This is a genomic window from Deinococcus taeanensis, assembly GCF_020229735.1.
Taxonomy (GTDB): domain Bacteria; phylum Deinococcota; class Deinococci; order Deinococcales; family Deinococcaceae; genus Deinococcus; species Deinococcus taeanensis.
In genome coordinates this window covers 72,021-89,744 of record NZ_CP083455.1, presented here as the reverse complement: position 1 = coordinate 89,744, position 17,724 = coordinate 72,021, and the positions used below count along the sequence as shown (strand labels likewise).

The window sequence follows — 17,724 nt, the reverse complement described above, 5'->3', positions numbered from 1 at the left end:
CGCGTTCACACTGGGCTGCGGCTCAGCGTTCCGTGTCGGCGGTGTACGTGCCGTCGGCCTGGCCGCGGAAAGTAATGGTCCCCTGGCGGTCAGTGCGGTAGACACGCGCCGCGGCCTGCTTGTACAGGTTCAGCGCCTTGCTTGTCGGGTGCCCGTAGGAATTGGGGGTGCCGACGCTGATCACCACGTTCTGCGGGCGGACGTTCGCGAGCCACGCGGCGCTGTCCCCATTGGCGGCGCCATGGTGAATGCTTTTGTACACCTGGAACGGGCCGCGCAGGTCGTCCCGGTCCTGCGCGAGCCACCCTTCGGTTTCCGGGGTTTCGCTGTCGCCGGTCATCAGCGCGCGGAACTCCCCGAACTGCAGGGCCACCCCCACGCTGTTCTCGTTCTGATCGTCACCCATGCCGGGCGGGGGGGCAATCAGGCGCAGTTTCACGCTGCCCAGGTTCACGGTCTGGTTGCTGGCCTTGGTGAAGGTGGCGTCCACATCCTGCAGGGCCTTGACCAGGCGCTCCCAGGTTTGCGTGGTGCCGCCCAGGCCGTTGTTCACGAACACCCGGGGTTTCAGGGCGGCGGCGGGCACGAGACCGGCGATGTGGTCGGCGTCGGCGTGCGAGGCGATCATCAGGTCGAGCTTCTCGAGGCCCAGCTCGGCAATATGGTCGCGCATGCGTTCCGTGCTGCGGCCCCCGTCGATCAGGGCCGTTTTTCCTTCGGGGCTCTGGATCAGGACCGAGTCGCCCTGCCCGACGTCCAGGAAGCGGATCACGACCTCCCCCCCGGGCGCGGCGGGTTTCGTGCTGGTCGCGCTGCCGCTGTCGCTGCCCCCCTGCCGCATCCAGCCGCACGCGGCGAGACTGGCCGTTCCGATCAGGACCAGCACGCCCAGCAGGTCCGAGGGGGTGGGCCCGCGCCGCGGCGCGGGCCGTTTCGGTCCGGGCCGAGCCGCACTTTTCACGCGGGGCCCGGACTCGGCGCTGCCGCGGCTGGCCTTCGCGCCGGCGTTCGGGGGGGTTTTCCGGGCCGGTGCTTTCTTTGCGGCGGGCTTGGGAGTGGCTTTGCGTTTCGGGCCGCTCATAGGTCGATCTCCCCCTCAGGCTGGGTGAGCAGCCGCTCCCGGCCGTGGGCGTTGAGGGCGTCGAGTTGCGCCTGCGCCTGGGCACGGCGTTCGGCGCTCTCGCGGGGAAGGGAGCGCAGGGTCAAGCCGTCGGGGCCGTCGTCCACGGCGAGCAGGTCGCCTTCGCGGGTGCCTGCGGGCAGGTCGCGCAGGGGACGGGTGAGGGTGCGGCCGTCCGGGCGTTCCAGCCGGGCGACGGGGCCGTGTGGGGTGTCCTCCAGGGCGTCCACCGTCCAGTGTTCCGCAGCCGGGCGGGGTTCTGTTCCAGCACGAAGCTGCTCTTCGCTCATGTCCTTAGCGTACCGCACCGCGCCCCTGAACGCGCGGCCACTCACGTTTCCTCACCTTCAAGCAGGTGCAGGCGGCGGCGTTTTGCGGCGTACATCCGCGAGTCGGCCCGGCGCACCCACTCGCTCAGGGCTTCCCCGCGGTCCGCAGCCGCCAGACCCACGTTCAGGAACGGCGCCACCGGCCATACCCGCCCCGCCACGCCCGCCAGCGCATCCCGCACGCGCGCCGTGGCCTCCGCCAGCGGGCCGGGCAGCAGCAGCGCAAACTCGTCGCCGCCCAGCCGGAACGCCTCGCCGCGGGTGGCAGTCAGGTCCAGCAGCACGTCCGCCACGCCGCGCAGCACCGCGTCGCCCACGCCGTGCCCCCACTCGTCGTTGATGGCCTTGAAATCCTGCACGTCCAGCACCGCCAGTGCCTGCGGGCCCGGCGCGCGCAGCGCCGCCTCAGCGCGCAGCGTGAACTGCCGGCGGTTCAGGAGGCCCGTCAGCGGGTCGGTGCTGGCCTCCAGTGCCAGCCGCTCGTGCAGCGCCGCGTTCTCCAGCGCGATGCCCAGGTGCACCGCCAGCAGGTCCAGGAACTCCAGGTCCTCGGGCGTGAAGGCGTTCAGTTCGTAACTCTGCACGGACAGCACGCCCGCCACCTCGCCCGACACGTGCAGCGGCACGCCCATCCACGAGAGGGTATGCGGCAGGTCCGCGCGGTAGTGCACGCGCACCACCGTGAGCCGCTCGCGCGCCAGGTACTCGGGCAGGTTGTTCTCGAGCCGCAGCCGCCCGGCCAGCACGCGCTCCAGCAGACCGTCCTCCCGGGGGCCCAGCCACTGCTCGAAGGCGTGGTGACTTTCCAGCGTCTGGCAGGTCCAGCCGCCGCCGGGCGTCAGGCGCGCGAGCAGCGTGACCGGCGAGGCGAACAGCGCCTGCACCTGCACATGCATGGTGCGCAGAAGCTCCTCGGTCCGCACATGACGGGCGAGCGCGGCCGTCACCTGAACGAGGGAACGGTAGCGGGCAATCTGCCGCTGCGCATCGGTGGTGGAAAAGGTCACCCTGACCAGATTGTGTCACACCCGCCGGCGCCGCCCGGCCGCCCCCTCCACCGGGGGCACAGGCAGTCAGGCAATTCCGGCAGAGGGACATTCCCGTGCAGGGTGCGGGCGTATCCTGCACGTATGAAATGGCTCTCGGACCCGGCGCTTGCGCCCATCGCCCAGAAGGTCGAGGCCGGGCAGCGCCTCACGTTCGAAGAAGGCATGCAGCTGTTCAGAACCCGCGACCTGAACGGCCTGATGCGCCTGGCGAACCTGCGCAAGACCGCGCTGCACGGCGACAAGGTGTACTTCGTGCACTCCATGCGCCTGGAGTTCACGAACATCTGCTACGTGGGCTGCACCTTCTGCGCTTTCGCCGCGCACAAGACCGAGGCGCGCGCCTGGGATTACAGCCCCGAGGAGGTGGTCGCGCAGGTGGGCCGCCGGTACCTGCCGGGCATCACCGAACTGCACATGAGCAGCGGCCACCACCCGAACCACCCGTGGGCGTACTACCCCGCCATGGTCCGCGCCCTGCGTGAAGCGTACCCGGACCTGCAGGTCAAGGCGTTCACCGCCGCGGAGATCGAGCACCTCAGCCGGATCAGCAAGAAACCCACCCTGGAGGTCCTGCAGGACCTGCAGGCCGCGGGCCTGAGCGCCATGCCGGGCGGCGGCGCGGAGATCTTCGCTGACCGCGTGCGCCGTCAGGTGGCGAAGAACAAGGTCAAGGCCGAGAAGTGGCTGCAGATTCACAGCGAGGCGCACTCGCTGGGCATGCGCACGAACGCCACCATGCTGTACGGGCACATCGAAACCCTGGAAGAACGCCTGGATCACATGCACCGCCTGCGTGTCGTGCAGGACGACTCACTGGCCCGTTTCGGCGGCGGCTTCCACGCGTTCATTCCGCTGGCGTTCCAGCCGCTGGGCAACACCCTCGCGCAGAACCTCGGAAAGACCGAGTACACGACCGGCCTGGACGACCTGCGCAACCTCGCCGTGGCCCGCATCTACCTTGATAACTTCCCGCACATCAAGGGGTACTGGGTGATGATCGGCTCGGAACTCACGCAGGTGAGCCTCGACTGGGGCGTGTCCGACATTGACGGCACCATCCAGGAGGAGCACATCGCGCACGCCGCCGGCGCGACCAGCCCCATGAAACTCAGCGAGCAGGGCATGATCCGCATGATCCAGCACGCCGGGCGGCTCCCGGTGCTGCGCGACGCGTACTACCACGAACTCGCCACCTTTCCCGCCACGCCCGAAGCGGCCGACTGAAGCCCCGTGACGGACCTGGACGCCCTGCTGCATGTCGACGACCGATGGAACGCCGCGTACCACCGCGGCGACCCCGACCTGCTCGGCGGCGTCCTGGCCCCCGACTGGCTGGGGTTCTTCCCCGACGGCACCGCCGTGACCCGCCCGCAGCTGCTGACGCACTTCCCCCGCGACCCCAGCCCCACCCTGCTGTTCGAGCGGCACGCCGCGCGCGTGCATGGCCACACGGGCGTCACCCGCGTGAGCCTCTACGACGGTGCCCGGCGCGTGCAGTCCGTACTGCGCGTGTACGCCTGCCGGGACGGACAGTGGCAGGCGGTCAGCGCGCAGGTCGTCGGGTGAGCGCGCCCCACCCGCAGGGGTGAGTCCTCAATCCTGAGCTCCTTCTTCCGAAAGGCTGTGCCCGCATGACGTACCGCGCCGGTTGGATTCACTTCACGAATGTCGCCCCGATTCTGGATTCCCTGGTGCTGCCGCCCGGCGTGACGGCCATCACGGGTGTGCCGACCGAGATGAACGCCGCGCTGCTGTCCGGGCAGGTGGACATCGCGAACATCAGCGCGGTGGAGTTCATCCGCCACGCGGACGTGCTCGAAGCCCTGCCGGATTTCAGTGTGGCGGTGCTGGGGCCCGTGTACTCCGTGAATCTGTTTCACACGCGTCCGCTGGAGCAGGTGAGGCGCGTGGCCCTGACCAGCCAGTCCGCGATGAGCGTGGCGCTGCTGGAGGTGCTGCTGCGCGAGCGGGGCCTGACCCCCACCCTGGAGCGGGCCGAGGGGGAAGCGCAGGTGCTGCTTTCCCGCCCGCACGAGGACGGCGGGTTCGACGGAGTGCTGCGCATCGGGGACAGCGCGCTGCGCGAGTGGTACGGCGTGGTTGGTCCCCTGACGCCGCAGACGACCATGACCAGCCTGCCGCACACGGCGCGCGGCATCACGGTCACGGACCTTGCCGAGGAGTGGTTCCGCCTGACTGGCCATCCCTTCACGTTTGCCGTGTGGGCCTACCGCAAGGCCGCGCCGCCGCCGGCGGCATTGGTGCAGGCCATGCGGGAAGCGCGCCGTGACGGGCTCGGGCACCTGGCAGCGGTCGCGGCGCGGCACGCGCAGAAGCTGGGCCTGCCGGAGCGGGTGGTGCAGCACTACCTGTGGAACTTCCGGTACCACCTTGAGGCACCGGACCGGCTGGGTCTGCACGAGTTCGCCGCAAAAGCCGTGCCTGGACATGCGCCCCTGACGTTTGGTCCCAGGCCCGGGTGAGGTCCGGGCGTCAACGGATCAGGCACGGGCAGCCCGGACCCGATGCTGGGGCTGCTCCGGGTGATCGCCTCGCTCTTCCCCGCTTGATTAATTACAGCAAGTGGGTTTACTCTAGTTAAGACATGGCCCTGACCGACACCGAAGCCGCCCTCCTCGCCCTGATCCGCGAGGCGCCCCTGTCCACCCCGGAGGAACTGGCGCGGCGACTCGGCTCCACCCGCGCGGCCGTGAACGTCCACGTCAGCAACCTCGTGAAGAAAGGCGCCCTGCTGGGCCGCGGCTACGTCCTGCCGCCCGAACGGGGCCCCGGACGGATCGTGGTGGTGGGCGGCGCGAACGTGGACGTCAAGGCCCGCACCCTGGCGCCCGCCGTACCCGGCACCAGCAACCCCGGCCTGAACACCCAGGCGCCGGGCGGCGTGGCCCGCAACGTCGCGGAGAATCTCGCCCGGCTCGGCGTGCCCACCGCCCTGATCAGCGCCGTGGGCCGCGACACGCTGGGCGACTGGCTCCTGCGGGAAACCGAAGCGGCCGGCGTGGACATCCGCGCGGTCCTGCGCACCCCGGACGTCGCGACCGGCACGTACACCGCCGTCCTGGACGACCGGGGCGAACTGCTGGTCGCAGTGGCCGCCATGAGTGCCACAGACGCCCTCACCCCGGCCGCGCTGCAGGAACGGCGCGGCGCACTCCGGGGAGCCGCGTGGGTCGTCGCCGACGGCAACCTGCCCGAGGCGACCCTCTCGCACCTCCTGACCCTGGCGGCCGAGGCGAACGCCCCCGTGGTGTTCGAGCCGGTCAGCGTGCCGAAGGCGGCGCGCCTGCGGGCCGCGCTGAACGCCGGACTCGCCCCGCACACCGTCACACCGAACGTGCCGGAACTCTCAGCCTTACTGGGCCGGGACGTGCCCGATACGCCCCACGCCCTGCGCGCCGCGGCAGCCGAGCTGCACGCCCAGGGCGTCCAGCTGGTGTGGGTGCGGCGCGGCACGCGTGGCAGCCTGCTCTCCACGCCCGGGGGCACGCACGACCTCGACGCCCTGCACGCCCGCGTGCGGGACGTCACCGGTGCCGGTGACGCGATGCTGGCGGCGTTCCTCGCCGCCCTCGGGGCGGGCCTGTCACCCGTCGACGCCGCCCGGCACGGACACGCGGCAGCGGCCCTCACGGTCGAAAGCGACCACGCCGTCTCCCCCACCCTCACCCCGGCGGCCATTCAGGCCCGACTGACCCCCCAGCCCTGAACGGCCCCCGCCGCCGCATTCGCCCTTCCCCGACCCACAGAGAGGTTCACCCATGACACAGCACATCACCCCCGCCGTCGCCGCTCACCTTGACCTGCACCCGGAAGTGGCCGCGGCCCTCCAGGCCGGGCAGGCGGTCGTGGCACTCGAAAGCACCATCATCAGCCACGGCATGCCCTTCCCGCAGAACGTGGAGATGGCGCGCGGCGTGGAAGACGTCGTGCGCGCCCACGGCGCGGTCCCCGCCACCATTGCCGTGCTGGGCGGCCGCCTGAAGGTGGGCCTCACGCCGGACGAACTGCACCTGCTTGCCACGGACAAGGGCGTGGAAAAGATCAGCACCCGCGATCTGCCCGTCACGGTCGCGCTGGGCCGGCACGGGGCGACCACCGTGGCCAGCACCATGCGCATCGCCGCGCTCGCCGGGATTCGCGTGTTCGCCACCGGCGGCACCGGCGGCGTGCACCGCGGCGCAGACCGCAGCATGGACGTCAGCGCGGACCTGCTGGAACTCGCCCGCACGGACGTGTGCGTCGTGAGTGCCGGCGTGAAAAGCATCCTGGACATCGGCCTGACGCTGGAGGTGCTCGAAACGCATGGCGTGCCGGCCATCACGCTGGGCGAAACGGAATTCCCGGCGTTCTACTCCCGTCAGAGTGGCTTCCGTGCTCCGCTGACCGTGCAGACCCCGGACGAAGCCGCGCGCGTCCTGAAGGCGAAATGGGACCTGGGCCTGTCCGGCGGCGTGATGCTCGCCAATCCGATTCCCGCGGACGCCGAAATCCCGGCCGGTGACATCACCCCGCACATCGAGCAGGCCCTGCGCGACATGGACGCTCTCGGCCTGACCGGCAAGGACACCACCCCGTACCTGCTCGGCCGCATCGTGGAGATCACCGGCGGACGCAGCCTGGAGGCGAACATCGCACTCGTGCGGCACAACGCCATGGTGGCCGCCCAGGTGGCCGTCACCTACGCCCAGCTGAACTGAAAGCGGCAGCGAGTCGTGACCCCGAACCGCTCAACGTGGTTCTGGGTCTCCTGTCACGCCCACCTCAGGCGTGGGTTCCGCTTCGGCAGCTCACAGCGCCAGTCAAGGCGAGACTCACCAGCCGGCCTTTTTTGAGCGCCAGAACATCGGGTCTGCTGGCGACCACGCCCACCAGCCCCATCGGGACACAGCGGCCACGGCCATTCAGGTCCGGAACGGTGGTGCGGCCCCGCACCGCGCCGGTCAGAGCAGGCCTGAGAGTGTCAGTGAAGGCCCTGCCTTCGCCCAGTACACCCTGCGCGGGATGGCGTTATGACGGGGCAGGTCGGCCCAGCCGATCAGATTCAGGGCGTCGTGACCGGTCTGCTCGCATTTGCTGTTCACGGGCGGCGGCCCGCAGTGTTGTGCACCAACCGGTCGTCACTGATCTTCCAGGCGCCACGTGCACTCACGTGACTGCCGCGGCTGTGGGGCAGCACGACCCCTCAAGTGCTGTCGGTGACTGGGCCGGGTTCGCCGGGCACCATCACACCCAATACGATGCCAATGGACCGTTAAGTTTGGTCTGTCAGCACTTCAGTACGCTTCATCTGAAGCGTATAGGTTTACCTCGAATGCCCTCATCATTGAGGTCAATGATTTTTTGCCTGGATTCCAGTAAACTCGATCAACGATTCGACGAGCGAATCTACAATTCTGGAGGCAGTTGCATGGTCTCCCTCATCCTCAAAATAGATCTGTAATCCACCCATTTCGTCATTGATTTCGACGACAGATCCACTCACGTTTAAACGCACCATTCCTTGACCTTCAACTTTATGGAAGGGCAGGCGCTTTGGCCTGAATGCCTTGCCCAGGTCGCCGGCTTTGAGGTCATAGAGCTCGCCATCAGCGGTCTGAACAAGAAATTCCATAATCGGAATATGTCACGATTGCCATCCCAGGCAGAACGGACAGACCAAAGTTGACGCTCTACTAGTCCACTGTCCAGCTCACTCTGACGAATCATCCGGCTCAGCAGCATGTGCATAACGTGGTGGCCCATCCGACAGAAAGCACTGGACAGCGGACTAGCCGCCTTGGCCGGGTCGCCCGGCTGTGCGCAATGACCTGACAGTGTCCTGCGGCATGGGGGCTGGGGCCGGTGCTCAGGGTGGCCTTGCTTTCAGCAGGGAGGCCCAGGGCTGGTTCTGCCGGACCAGCGGGTCTCCCGGGAATTGGGAAGGGGGGTAACAGGACTGCTCCCTGCTACCCCCTTCCTTCAGGGGTTACGCGGGCTGCGCGCTGCTCAGTGGGCGGCCTTCACCGTGCTCCTCGGCCTCCACGTCGGCGTTCACGGGCGGCAGCTGCTCTCCGTTCAGGACGCGGGTGAGGCGGAGTGTATCCAGGGCGTTCTCGCTGCGGGCGACGACCAGGGTGGCGACGCCGTTGCCGATGATGTTGGTGATGGCGCGGCCTTCGCTCATGAACCGGTCGATGCCGAGGATCAGGGCGAGCCCTGCGACGGGCACGCTGCCCAGTGCGGCGAGCGTCCCGGCCAGAACCACGAAGCCGCTGCCTGTGACGCCGGCGGCGCCTTTGCTGGTAAGGAGCAGGATGCCCAGCAGCGCGGTCTCCTGCGCGAAGCTGAGGTTGGTGTTGGTGGCCTGCGCGATGAACACCGCAGCCATGGTGAGGTAGATGCTGGTGCCGTCCAGGTTGAAGGAGTACCCGGTGGGCACGACGAGGCCCACGACGCTCTTGTTCGCGCCGGCATGCTCGAGTTTGGTCATCAGGCGCGGCAGGGCGCTCTCGCTGGAGCTGGTGCCGAGCACGAGCAGCAGCTCTTCTTTGATGTACCGCAGGAACTTCACGAGGCTGAACCCGGCCAGGCGCGCAATGACGTTCAGGACCACGAACACGAACAGGAAGCACGTGATGTAGAAAGTCCCCATCAGGTACGCGAGCTGCTGGAGGCTGCCCACGCCGTACTTGCCGATCGTGAAGGCCATGGCGCCGAACGCGCCGATGGGGGCGAGTTTCATGATGAAGCCCAGAATCTGGAAGACCAGCACGCTGAGCGCGTCGACGCCTTTGAGGAGGCGCTGACCCAGGTCACCCATGCGGATCAGGGCGAAGCCGCTCAGCAGGGCGATCAGCAGAACCTGCAGCAGGTCCCCTTCCGTGAATGCGCTGACGAAGGTGGTGGGAATGACGTGCAGCACGAAGTCGGCGACGGTCTGTTCGCCGGCCGCCTCGGTGTACTTCGTGATGCCGCTGGTGTCCAGCGTGGCGGGGTTGACGTTCATGCCGCGCCCGGGGCCCACGAGATTCACGACCGCCAGCCCGATCAGCAGGGCGAGGGTGGTGACCACTTCGAAGTACAGCAGGGCCTTGCCGCCCACCCGGCCGATCTTCTTCGTGTCGCGCATGCTGGCCACACCGCTGACGACCGTACAGAAGATGATGGGGCCGATCACGACCTTGATCAGTTTGATGAACCCGTCCCCGAGGGGCTTGAGCTGCTCACCCACGCCGGGGAAGAAATGGCCGACCGCCACGCCGATGACGATGGCCGTGAGAACCTGCACGTAGAGACTGCGGAACACTTTGGGCATGGGTTTCGCCTCCTGGGCGCTGACGGTGGGGGTGCGGGGAAATGATGCACTGGGCACTGGGGTCGGGACCTGCGCGGTTGCAGGGCAGACAGGAAGTTGTGGTGCCGGTCAGCATGCCAGCCTCCAGGGACGCCCGTCCTCCCCCGCCTGGTGGCGGCCCGGGCGGCCGCGTGATGCAGTGCGTGCCAGCGCAGTCGGCCTAGCGTTGAAAGCGCGGCGGGTATCGTGCATGGCGTGAACACAAGCCCGGATCGGCGCGCCGTACACTGGGGGGACCGTGGCGTTTCGGCTGTCTTCCGCTCCTCGCGCGCCGGCCCTGGCGCGCGAGGTGGCGCTGCCGCATACCCCGCGCCTGCTGCGCGTGCAGTCCCGGCTGTTCCTGACCACCCTGGGGGCGTTCGTGCTGCTGGGCCTGCCGGTCGCGGGCCTGGTGAGTCAGGGGGTGTACGGCGGTATCCACCGGTCCTTCGCGGAGCGGTCCCTGCGGGAGTCGCGGCTGGTGGCCAGCCTGCCGCCGGTGGTGGCGGCGCTGGAGGGCGACACGGGGCAGCGCATGAACCTCAGCCCGCTGCTCAACCGGTACCGGGAGCAGCTGGGCGCGGATTACGTGGTGATCACGGACCGGTCGGCGCGGCGTCTCACGCATCCGAACCCCGCCCGCATCGGGGAGCGGATGCAGGGGGGCGACTTCACGGCGTTCCTGCGTGGCCGGAGCGTCACGGAAACGGTGGAGGGCACGCTGGGCCGCTCGGTCCGGTCGAAAGTGCCGGTCCTGGACGGGCGGGGGCGGGTGCTGGGGCTGGCCAGCGTGGGCTTCCTGCTGCCGCGGTTGCGGGACGTGTTCCGGGACGTGCTGCGCGCCGCGCTGCCCTGGTACCTGGGGTCGCTGCTGCTGGCCCTGACGCTCGCACTGCTGGTGGCGCGGCGCGCGCGTGACGAGATGCTGGGCCTGGAACCGGAACAGATCGCCGGGGGCCTGCGGCAGTACCGCGCGGTGCTGAACACCCTGGAAGAGGGCGTGCTGGTGGCCCGGGCGGGGCAGGTGTTCGTCATGAACCCGCAGGCGCGCGCGCTGCTGGGCACGCCCGCCGAGGCGCTGCCCCTGCCGTGGCCCGCGGACCTGCCCCTGCCCCGCCCGGAGCAGGGCACCCTCACGGCGGAACTCCGCGGCCGTCCGGTGCTGCTGGCCGCGCAGGACGCCGGGGAGGGCGCGCTGGTGGTCACCCTGCGTGACCTGGCGCGCGTGCGGGCCCTAGCGGACGAACTGACGCAGTCCCAGCGGTACGCGGAGCTGCTGCGCGCGCAGACACATGAGTTCACGAACCGCCTGCACACCCTGGCGGGGCTCCTTCACCTGGGCGAGACGGCTGAGGCGCTGCGCCTGATTCACGCGCAGGCCGAGCGGCACACCGAGCACGCCGGGGCGGTCCGCAACCTGCGGCACGTGCGGCTCTCGGCGCTGCTGCTCGGCAAGTTCGACCGCGCCGCGGAACTCGGGGTGACCCTCACGCTCGATCCGCTCTCGGCCTTGGCGTCAGAGCTGCCGCCCGGCGCGCTGGACCTCCTGGAACTTGCGGCCGGCAACCTGATCGAGAACGCCCTGGAGGCCGTGATCAGCGCCCCGGGGGAGCGGCAGGTGCGGGTCCTGATTGCCGCGGACCCGGAAGGACTGGTCCTTGAGGTCCGGGACACCGGCGCGGGAGTACCACCGGACCTCGCAGTCACGCTCACCACTCGCGGCGTGAGCAGCAAGGGCCCCGGGCGGGGGGTGGGCCTCGCCCTGGTGGCCGACCGCGCGCAGGCGCTCGGGGCGCACCTGACGCACGACCGCGTCACGGACCCGGCCGGGCTCAGCTGGACGCGCTTCACCCTCGACCTGCCCCTGGAGGCCGCGCACCCATGACGTCTTCCCCGCTCTCCCCGCCCCTGCGGGTCCTGATCGTGGAGGACGATCCGCAGATTGCCGCGCTGCACTGGCGGCTGCTGGACCGCGCCGGCGGGTTCACCGTGCTGGGCCAGGCGGAGTCACTGCGCGTGGCGCGCGCCATGATCCGCACGCTGCGCCCGGACCTGCTGCTGCTGGACGTGCACCTGCCCGATGGGCGCGGCCTGGACCTGCTGCGCGAAGCGCGCGTGAGCGGTGAGCGCGTGGACGCCATCCTCGTCACCGCTGCCAGCGACGCACCCAGCGTTCAGGACGCCCTGCTGCACGGCGCGGCCGACTACCTCGTCAAGCCCGTCACGCCCGAACGGTTTCTGCTCGCCCTCGACCGTGCGCGGGAACGCGCGGCCCTCTGGGCGCAGGGCCACGTGCACCAGGGGCACCTGGACGCCCTGTTCACCCCGCCCACCCCGGACGCCGCCGGCCTGGACGGCGACACGCTGCGCCGCGTCCGCGTGGCCCTGCGCGACCACGGAGAGGTCAGTGCCGCCGAGCTCGGCGCGCAGCTCGGCCTGAGCCGCGTGACCGCCTGGCGGTACCTGGAGCACCTCGTGGACACCGGCGAGGCCAGCGTGAGCACCGCCGCGCCCACCGGGGGCCGGCCCGCCAAACGCTACCGCCGCCGCTAGGTGCCTGGTTGCGTGCATTGCGTTCCGCTGCGCCCTGTCCCTGACGGGGGAACGCGTCACGTCCGGCTTTGTGGGGCGGTGGTACGCTCAAAGCGTTATGGATTCTTACGACGTACTGGTGATCGGTGGGGGCCCGGCGGGGTATGTGGCCGCCATTCGCGCGGCGCAGCTCGGGTTCAGGACCGCCTGCGTGGACGCCTTCGAGCGGAACGGCAAAGCGTCCCTGGGCGGCACCTGCCTCAACGTGGGCTGCATTCCCAGCAAGGCCATGCTGGACTCCAGCGAGAAGTTCGAGATGATGCAGCACGATTTCGCCGAGCACGGCATCAACGTGCAGGGCGCCAGCGTGGACCTCACGAAGATGCTCGCGCGCAAAAGCACTGTCGTGGATAAACTCACGGGCGGCGTGGCGTTCCTGTTCCGCAAGAACAAGATCACCAGCTTCCACGGCCTGGGCCGCCTCGTGCGGCAGGACGGCGACAGCTGGATTGTCGACGCCGCTGGCACCGAAGTGAACGCCAAGCACGTGATCGTCGCCACTGGCAGCAGCCCCCGCGCGCTCCCCCTCGCTCCCTTCGGCGGGCATATTGTGGAGAACAGCGGCGCGCTGACCTTCACCGAGGTGCCCACCAAGCTCGGCGTGATTGGTGCGGGCGTCATCGGCCTGGAACTCGGCAGCGTCTGGCGGCGCCTGGGCGCCCAGGTGACCGTCCTGGAGGCCCTGCCGGGCTTCCTGATGGCCGCGGACGACGCCATTGCCAAGGAAGGTCTCAAGCAGTTCCAGAAGCAGGGCCTGGACTTCCACTTCGGCGTGCAGATCAGCAGAGTTGAGCAGGACGACACCGGTGTGAGCGTCACCTACACCGAGAAGGAACAGGAAGTCACGGTGCGCTTTGACAAACTCATCGTCTCCATCGGCCGTGTGCCCCACACCGCGGGCCTGGGTGCCGACGCGGTCGGGCTCGCCCTGGATGAGCGCGGCTTCGTGAAGGTCGACCATCACTACCGCACGAACCTGCCCGGCATCTACGCCATCGGGGACGTGATCGGCGGGGCGATGCTCGCCCACAAGGCCGAAGAGGAAGGTGTCGCGCTGGCGGAAATGATCGCCGGACAGGCCGGTCACGTGAACTACGACGTGATCCCCTGGGTGATCTACACCAGCCCCGAGATTGCCTGGGCCGGCGTGACCGAGAAGCAGGCCAAGGAGAAGGGCCTCCAGGTGAAGACCGGGCAGTTCCCGTTCAGCGCCAACGGCCGCGCCCTGGGTCACGGCGACACGCGCGGCTTCGTGAAGATCATCGCGGACGCCCAGACCGACAAACTGCTCGGCGTGCACATGATCGGCGGCGGCGTAAGCGAACTGATCGGCGAGGTGGTCGCGATCATGGAATTCGGCGGCAGCAGCGAGGACCTCGCCCGCACCGTGCACGCCCACCCCACCCTCTCCGAGGTCGTGAAGGAAGCCGCCCTGGCCGCCGATAAACGCGCCCTGCACATGTAATTCCAATTTTAAGGCGGGGTGTGGCCGTCCTGGCTTACCCCGCCTCAATCTTTCCTCCCACGCTCCGCTTGACGAAATCATCCTAACCCTGTATCTTTCTCTGCGTGCCGGAAACGGCGCCCCTTGAAAGGCAGGAAGCGAAGGCGCAAGCCAACGACAACTGAAGTGGTGTGGCCCCATCGTCTAACGGTTAGGACACTACCCTTTCAAGGTAGCGATACGGGTTCGAATCCCGTTGGGGTCACCACGAACGCTCGCCTCCGCCCACGCGGAGGCGAGTGCTTTTTCAAGCCCTGAGGTGGCTGCGTCCACATCTACTGATCTGTGCATAAGTGGGTAACATAAGGTGTGTCCCTCGCTCCCTGGCGGCCCAGCCGTCTGACCCGTGCCCAACAGGAAGAATGACGTCTCGCAGTCCAACCCTTGCTCGCTGATCCAACCCGGACCAATCGTGACCTCGCACAGCAGTTTGGGGTCGCAGAGGTCACCGTTCGGGTCTGGCGTGCTCGGCTTCGCCACTGAGGCGAGGAAGCGCTGCGCGCTTCCCGTTCCACTGGCCGCCCGCATCACCTGAGTGCTGAGCAGCAAGCGGTGATTCAGTCGATCATCGAAGGTGATCCCCGCGAGCATGGCTTTGAAACCAGTGCCTGGACCACCCTGCGTATTCGGGAGGTGATCGGCCTGAAGTTCGGGGTCTGGCTCAATCGTGGGCATCTCTCGCGCACACTCAGACGCTGGGGGTTCTCGTATCAGCGGCCCGCGGTGCGGGCCGTGGAACGTAACGAAGAAGAAGTGGCCACCTGGGTTCGAGTACACGGTGAGGCGCTGGGGAAAAAAAATCGCTGAGGGCGACACCGTGGCTTTCCTGGACGAGCGCGGGTTCAGGTTAAAAACGACCAGGGTGCGCACCTGGGGCCGCTGTGGGCAGACGCCAGTGGTGTCCACTCGGCTGCGGTGGGAACACCTCTCGGTCATCGGAGCGATCACCACGGTAGGACAGTTTTTCCAGCACACCCATCACGGCGCGGTTCGTTCGCCTCAGGTTGTCGCCTTCCTGAAGCACCTGTTGCGTCATATCGTGGGAGAGGTCGTCGTGGTCCTGGACCGGGCCATGATTCACCGCGCCAAAGTCGTTCAGGCGTTCGTGGCTCGTCACGAACGCCTGTCGCTGGTCCCTCTCCCGGGAGACGCGCCAGAACTCAATCCCATTGAGTTGGTCTGGGCGGACATCAAACGGAATGTCTTGAGGAACTTCTGCGCCCCGACGGTCCGTACGTTGAAAGCTCCCCTGACCTTGGGTTGGCAACAGATTCGCCGTAAATACCGCCCGCTGGCATTCATCCGGGCCACGCCTTTGACCGCTTCGTTACTGACTTAAGCACAGATGAGTAATGCCCAGCAACTCTACCGATCAGGTGTGAATTGAATGCGGTCCAGGAAGAGGTTGCGGTACCGAACCTTGCGTGCGGCAAAATTAGTGACTGAAAGCTGGACTGCGGCCGTATTGTTTAAAGGCAACCGCACTGACACGCGGCTGCGGATTTCCCGGTCTAGTAGCGTCCGGCCTCCCTGAGTTAGATGGAGCCTCGGTCCAGCCCCCTCAACCACTGGTCCACTTAATGTCATGTACAACATGCCTGTTGTGCAGGGTTCTAGCCGCTGTCCTCTCTGGTCGTACACCGCGCCGGTGGCAACATCCTGAAACTCAACACGTTCATCGCGCACTAGAGCTGATGTGCAAGTTCTGGAGCCTGAAAGTGTTAGACGTTCGATCGTCAGAATGCGGTAGAGCGCGTCAGTTTCATCATTAGGGAAAGCCAAAATCACGCGGCCACTGTGTCCAACAGGTACGGTTAACATGCGGGAGGTCCCGACCAGCATTTCAGTTTGGCCCTGATCGGTCCGCACGAACAGCAAAGGGGCGCCGCCATTATTTGATAGGTCCCCGTGCGCCTGAATCTGTAACTGCCCGGAACGGCAGTACTCCAGTTCCAGCGTTCCAGGAATGGCAAAGAAGCCATGGCTCCCGTGCCATTCTCCTGGCAACGCTGGCGGCTGCGCACTTGTGAAGTGAGCCCTGCCAGGCTGACAGCCGCCGGTCGATAGCGAGTACGCCAGTGTAGGAGCGGCAGGTAGATACACCATGGCGCTCCCCAGGAGGGCCAGTGTAGCGGCCATACCCAGCAATGGCGCCGCTGAACGACTCATGGATTCACCGTGACCTTCCAGCTTATGCTGGCCAGGGCGCGGGTCCGCCAAGGAGTGCTACGACCCGGCCAGAGTCTCAGCTCAAGTTCGTAGGGTTGACCGTCTGCCCCACCCACCTGACGGCTACTGGGTAGGGGACCCAGCAACCACTGCCACGCCCCGGCTTCACCAGTACTGGAAAACGAGTGTGAGGCGACAGTCACACAGCTCTGACGACAGGAACGCAGCTGCACTCGGTACGGGCCAGGGGGAATCCTAAACTGAGCGGCTGCTGTATAGGGTTCGTCAGAACGCCACGAGGTAGGAGAGATCAGCCCGGTCAATCTGATCTGGCGGTCCAGGTTAGACGGCAGGAAATGTGTCCAAATCGGGAACGCCATCACCAGGAGCAGCGCACCGCCCCACTTGCCGGCCGCTGACCATCTAGGGGGGTTCCTCGCTAGGGCGCCGCCAGCCGCCAGCCAGAATACGGCGCAGAAGAAGGGACCAGGCACCAGCGTAACGTTGTCCGTCAAGTCCCCCACCAGTAGGCCGCCCACCAGTGTCAGGATCAGCGGGGGGCCACCTGACGCAGCAGCCAGGACGGCGCCCAGAAGTAGGAAAAGCCCCGCCGTACCTATCAGCCCGGTTTCACCCAGCGCTTGCACCACACCGTTATGCGCGAATACCCAGGCGTTGTTCACCTGTTCTACAGCGGCTGGGCAGCCCACCCCTCGGACCTCAAGCGCTTCAAACCAAGTACAGCTGTCCCCGGGCGGCGCAATCCGCGGACCCAACAACAGCGTACCGGTGCCGGCCCAGGGGAGCGTCTGAGCTACGCTCAAGCCATCTTCCCAGATCAGGTCGCGTCCGGTCAGGTCCAGGGTAAACAGACGCTCCAGTGGCCGTTGCTGGCTGCGCTCGCCCAGCAGCAGTGCGCCCAGCGCCACAGTGCTCAAGAGCGTAATAACCAGCACTCGCCACCGCCTGCCCCTGTGCCAGCCCAACAGAAGTAACGTGCCCAGGAAGGCCACAGCGAGTGGTCCGCGGCTTCCACTGAGAACAGCAGTGAGCAAGCCCAATACGCCCAGCACCAGGCGCCAGGGGAAACCTTGGCGCCACTGTTCTTCTGGTCGCGTTTCCAGCGACAACCACAACCCCAGGGCTCCGGCCATCCCCAGCGACACAGGCGTGACATAGGGATGACTAAGCCGCAGCTGCGTAAGGTCCCATCCCTGGAGCGCCAGGCCATTGATCAGGGCTGTTAGGTACACGATTAGCAGACCCCAACGTAGAGCACGCAGCGTTGCAGGCTCGCCCAGCTGTACCCCCAGGCACAGCAGCCCGACCATCAGGGTCGTACGCAGCGCAGTGGTCGCCAAAGCCAGTAGCGGACTTGGACTGAGTAGAGCGGCAAGCAGCTGCGTGCTCAGGAAAACACCTAATAGTGCCTGCACCACACGTGGCAACCTATGCCACTGCCGCAGGCCCACGAGGCCTAACAGGAGGATGGGAGGCAAAGCCGGAAGTAAGGCCAGCCACACCAACCAGCGCCGTGGCGCCGCATTCCCCGAATCAGGAAAAGCTCTCATGCTGCACCATGCTACGAGAGATGAGTTTGGAACAATCCACGCGGCGGCAGATCACCT

At 67.5% G+C, this 17,724-nt stretch carries 16 protein-coding genes and 1 tRNA gene; 11 read left to right on the top strand and 6 right to left on the bottom strand.

The genetic code is table 11. The annotated features are described in order from the left end of the window. Positions 1-22: 22 nt before the first annotated feature. From LAJ19_RS00445 to LAJ19_RS00435, 3 genes are read right to left on the bottom strand one after another with little or no spacing between them, the layout of a single operon-like run. Positions 23-1,081: a ComEC/Rec2 family competence protein gene (locus LAJ19_RS00445; protein WP_225476385.1), complete on the bottom strand. Its 1,059-nt coding sequence runs from the start codon at positions 1,079-1,081 to the stop codon at positions 23-25. Next, positions 1,078-1,410, bottom strand: a complete 333-nt coding sequence (locus LAJ19_RS00440; protein WP_225476384.1) for a DUF3006 domain-containing protein — start codon at positions 1,408-1,410, stop codon at positions 1,078-1,080. Before LAJ19_RS00440 ends, LAJ19_RS00445 begins: the two co-directional genes overlap by 4 nt. 41 nt (positions 1,411-1,451) lie before the next feature. Further along, a complete protein-coding gene (locus LAJ19_RS00435; RefSeq protein WP_225476383.1) occupies positions 1,452-2,456 on the bottom strand; it encodes a GGDEF domain-containing protein in 1,005 nt (334 codons plus the stop codon). 123 nt (positions 2,457-2,579) lie between these two features. On the opposite strand from LAJ19_RS00435, the gene mqnE reads away from it, so the two are divergent. From mqnE to LAJ19_RS00410, 5 genes are all read left to right on the top strand, one after another. Continuing rightward, positions 2,580-3,722 carry an aminofutalosine synthase MqnE gene (gene mqnE, locus LAJ19_RS00430; protein ID WP_225476382.1) on the top strand — a complete coding sequence of 381 codons (1,143 nt, stop codon included), beginning with the start codon at positions 2,580-2,582 and terminating at the stop codon, positions 3,720-3,722. 6 nt (positions 3,723-3,728) lie between these two features. Continuing rightward, positions 3,729-4,064 (top strand): nuclear transport factor 2 family protein, encoded by a 336-nt coding sequence (locus LAJ19_RS00425; protein WP_225476381.1) that lies wholly within the window; start codon positions 3,729-3,731, stop codon positions 4,062-4,064. A gap of 65 nt (positions 4,065-4,129) precedes the next feature. Continuing rightward, positions 4,130-4,981: a menaquinone biosynthetic enzyme MqnA/MqnD family protein gene (locus tag LAJ19_RS00420; protein WP_225476380.1), complete on the top strand. Its 852-nt coding sequence runs from the start codon at positions 4,130-4,132 to the stop codon at positions 4,979-4,981. A gap of 122 nt (positions 4,982-5,103) precedes the next feature. Beyond that, on the top strand, positions 5,104-6,225 hold the full coding sequence (locus LAJ19_RS00415; protein ID WP_225476379.1) for a PfkB family carbohydrate kinase: 1,122 nt from the start codon (positions 5,104-5,106) through the stop codon (positions 6,223-6,225). A gap of 52 nt (positions 6,226-6,277) precedes the next feature. Then, positions 6,278-7,216, top strand: coding sequence for a pseudouridine-5'-phosphate glycosidase (locus LAJ19_RS00410; protein ID WP_225476378.1), 939 nt, complete (start codon positions 6,278-6,280; stop codon positions 7,214-7,216). Between the two features lie 632 nt (positions 7,217-7,848). Here LAJ19_RS00410 and LAJ19_RS00405 read toward each other — a convergent pair. Continuing rightward, positions 7,849-8,130: a hypothetical protein gene (locus LAJ19_RS00405; RefSeq protein WP_225476377.1), complete on the bottom strand. Its 282-nt coding sequence runs from the start codon at positions 8,128-8,130 to the stop codon at positions 7,849-7,851. Between the two features lie 354 nt (positions 8,131-8,484). After that, positions 8,485-9,813: a dicarboxylate/amino acid:cation symporter gene (locus tag LAJ19_RS00400; protein ID WP_225476376.1), complete on the bottom strand. Its 1,329-nt coding sequence runs from the start codon at positions 9,811-9,813 to the stop codon at positions 8,485-8,487. 277 nt (positions 9,814-10,090) lie between these two features. Here LAJ19_RS00400 and LAJ19_RS00395 point away from each other — a divergent pair, with 277 nt between their 5' ends. The 6 genes from LAJ19_RS00395 to LAJ19_RS22005 all read left to right on the top strand — a co-directional run bounded on the left by LAJ19_RS00395 (position 10,091) and on the right by LAJ19_RS22005 (position 15,266). After that, a complete protein-coding gene (locus LAJ19_RS00395) occupies positions 10,091-11,716 on the top strand; it encodes an ATP-binding protein (RefSeq protein ID WP_225476375.1) in 1,626 nt (541 codons plus the stop codon). Beyond that, complete coding sequence (locus LAJ19_RS00390) at positions 11,713-12,384, top strand: response regulator (RefSeq protein WP_225476374.1); 672 nt, start codon at positions 11,713-11,715, stop codon at positions 12,382-12,384. Before LAJ19_RS00395 ends, LAJ19_RS00390 begins: the two co-directional genes overlap by 4 nt. A 97-nt stretch (positions 12,385-12,481) precedes the next feature. Next, complete coding sequence (gene lpdA / locus LAJ19_RS00385; protein ID WP_225476373.1) at positions 12,482-13,888, top strand: dihydrolipoyl dehydrogenase; 1,407 nt, start codon at positions 12,482-12,484, stop codon at positions 13,886-13,888. A gap of 172 nt (positions 13,889-14,060) precedes the next feature. After that, a tRNA-Glu gene (locus LAJ19_RS00380) sits at positions 14,061-14,135 on the top strand. 344 nt (positions 14,136-14,479) lie between these two features. Next, positions 14,480-14,734, top strand: coding sequence for a helix-turn-helix domain-containing protein (locus LAJ19_RS22010; RefSeq protein WP_432804218.1), 255 nt, complete (start codon positions 14,480-14,482; stop codon positions 14,732-14,734). 10 nt (positions 14,735-14,744) lie between these two features. Beyond that, the gene (locus LAJ19_RS22005) at positions 14,745-15,266 is read left to right on the top strand and encodes an IS630 family transposase (protein WP_432804217.1); all 522 of its coding nucleotides are present in this window, start codon (positions 14,745-14,747) and stop codon (positions 15,264-15,266) included. Between the two features lie 826 nt (positions 15,267-16,092). Here the strand turns inward: LAJ19_RS22005 and LAJ19_RS00370 are convergent. Then, complete coding sequence (locus LAJ19_RS00370) at positions 16,093-17,457, bottom strand: O-antigen ligase family protein (RefSeq protein WP_225476372.1); 1,365 nt, start codon at positions 17,455-17,457, stop codon at positions 16,093-16,095. Between the last annotated feature and the right edge of the window lie 267 nt (positions 17,458-17,724).

Excerpts from the sequence above, each read along its gene's own strand:
- LAJ19_RS00445 (WP_225476385.1), bottom strand. The coding sequence starts at position 1,081 with ATGAGCGGCCCGAAACGCAAAGCCACTCCCAAGCCCGCCGCAAAGAAA.
- LAJ19_RS00440 (WP_225476384.1), bottom strand. The coding sequence starts at position 1,410 with ATGAGCGAAGAGCAGCTTCGTGCTGGAACAGAACCCCGCCCGGCTGCG.
- mqnE (WP_225476382.1), top strand. The coding sequence starts at position 2,580 with ATGAAATGGCTCTCGGACCCGGCGCTTGCGCCCATCGCCCAGAAGGTC.
- LAJ19_RS00420 (WP_225476380.1), top strand. The coding sequence starts at position 4,130 with ATGACGTACCGCGCCGGTTGGATTCACTTCACGAATGTCGCCCCGATT.
- LAJ19_RS00415 (WP_225476379.1), top strand. The coding sequence starts at position 5,104 with ATGGCCCTGACCGACACCGAAGCCGCCCTCCTCGCCCTGATCCGCGAG.
- LAJ19_RS00410 (WP_225476378.1), top strand. The coding sequence starts at position 6,278 with ATGACACAGCACATCACCCCCGCCGTCGCCGCTCACCTTGACCTGCAC.
- LAJ19_RS00405 (WP_225476377.1), bottom strand. The coding sequence starts at position 8,130 with ATGGAATTTCTTGTTCAGACCGCTGATGGCGAGCTCTATGACCTCAAA.
- LAJ19_RS00400 (WP_225476376.1), bottom strand. The coding sequence starts at position 9,813 with ATGCCCAAAGTGTTCCGCAGTCTCTACGTGCAGGTTCTCACGGCCATC.
- LAJ19_RS00390 (WP_225476374.1), top strand. The coding sequence starts at position 11,713 with ATGACGTCTTCCCCGCTCTCCCCGCCCCTGCGGGTCCTGATCGTGGAG.
- lpdA (WP_225476373.1), top strand. The coding sequence starts at position 12,482 with ATGGATTCTTACGACGTACTGGTGATCGGTGGGGGCCCGGCGGGGTAT.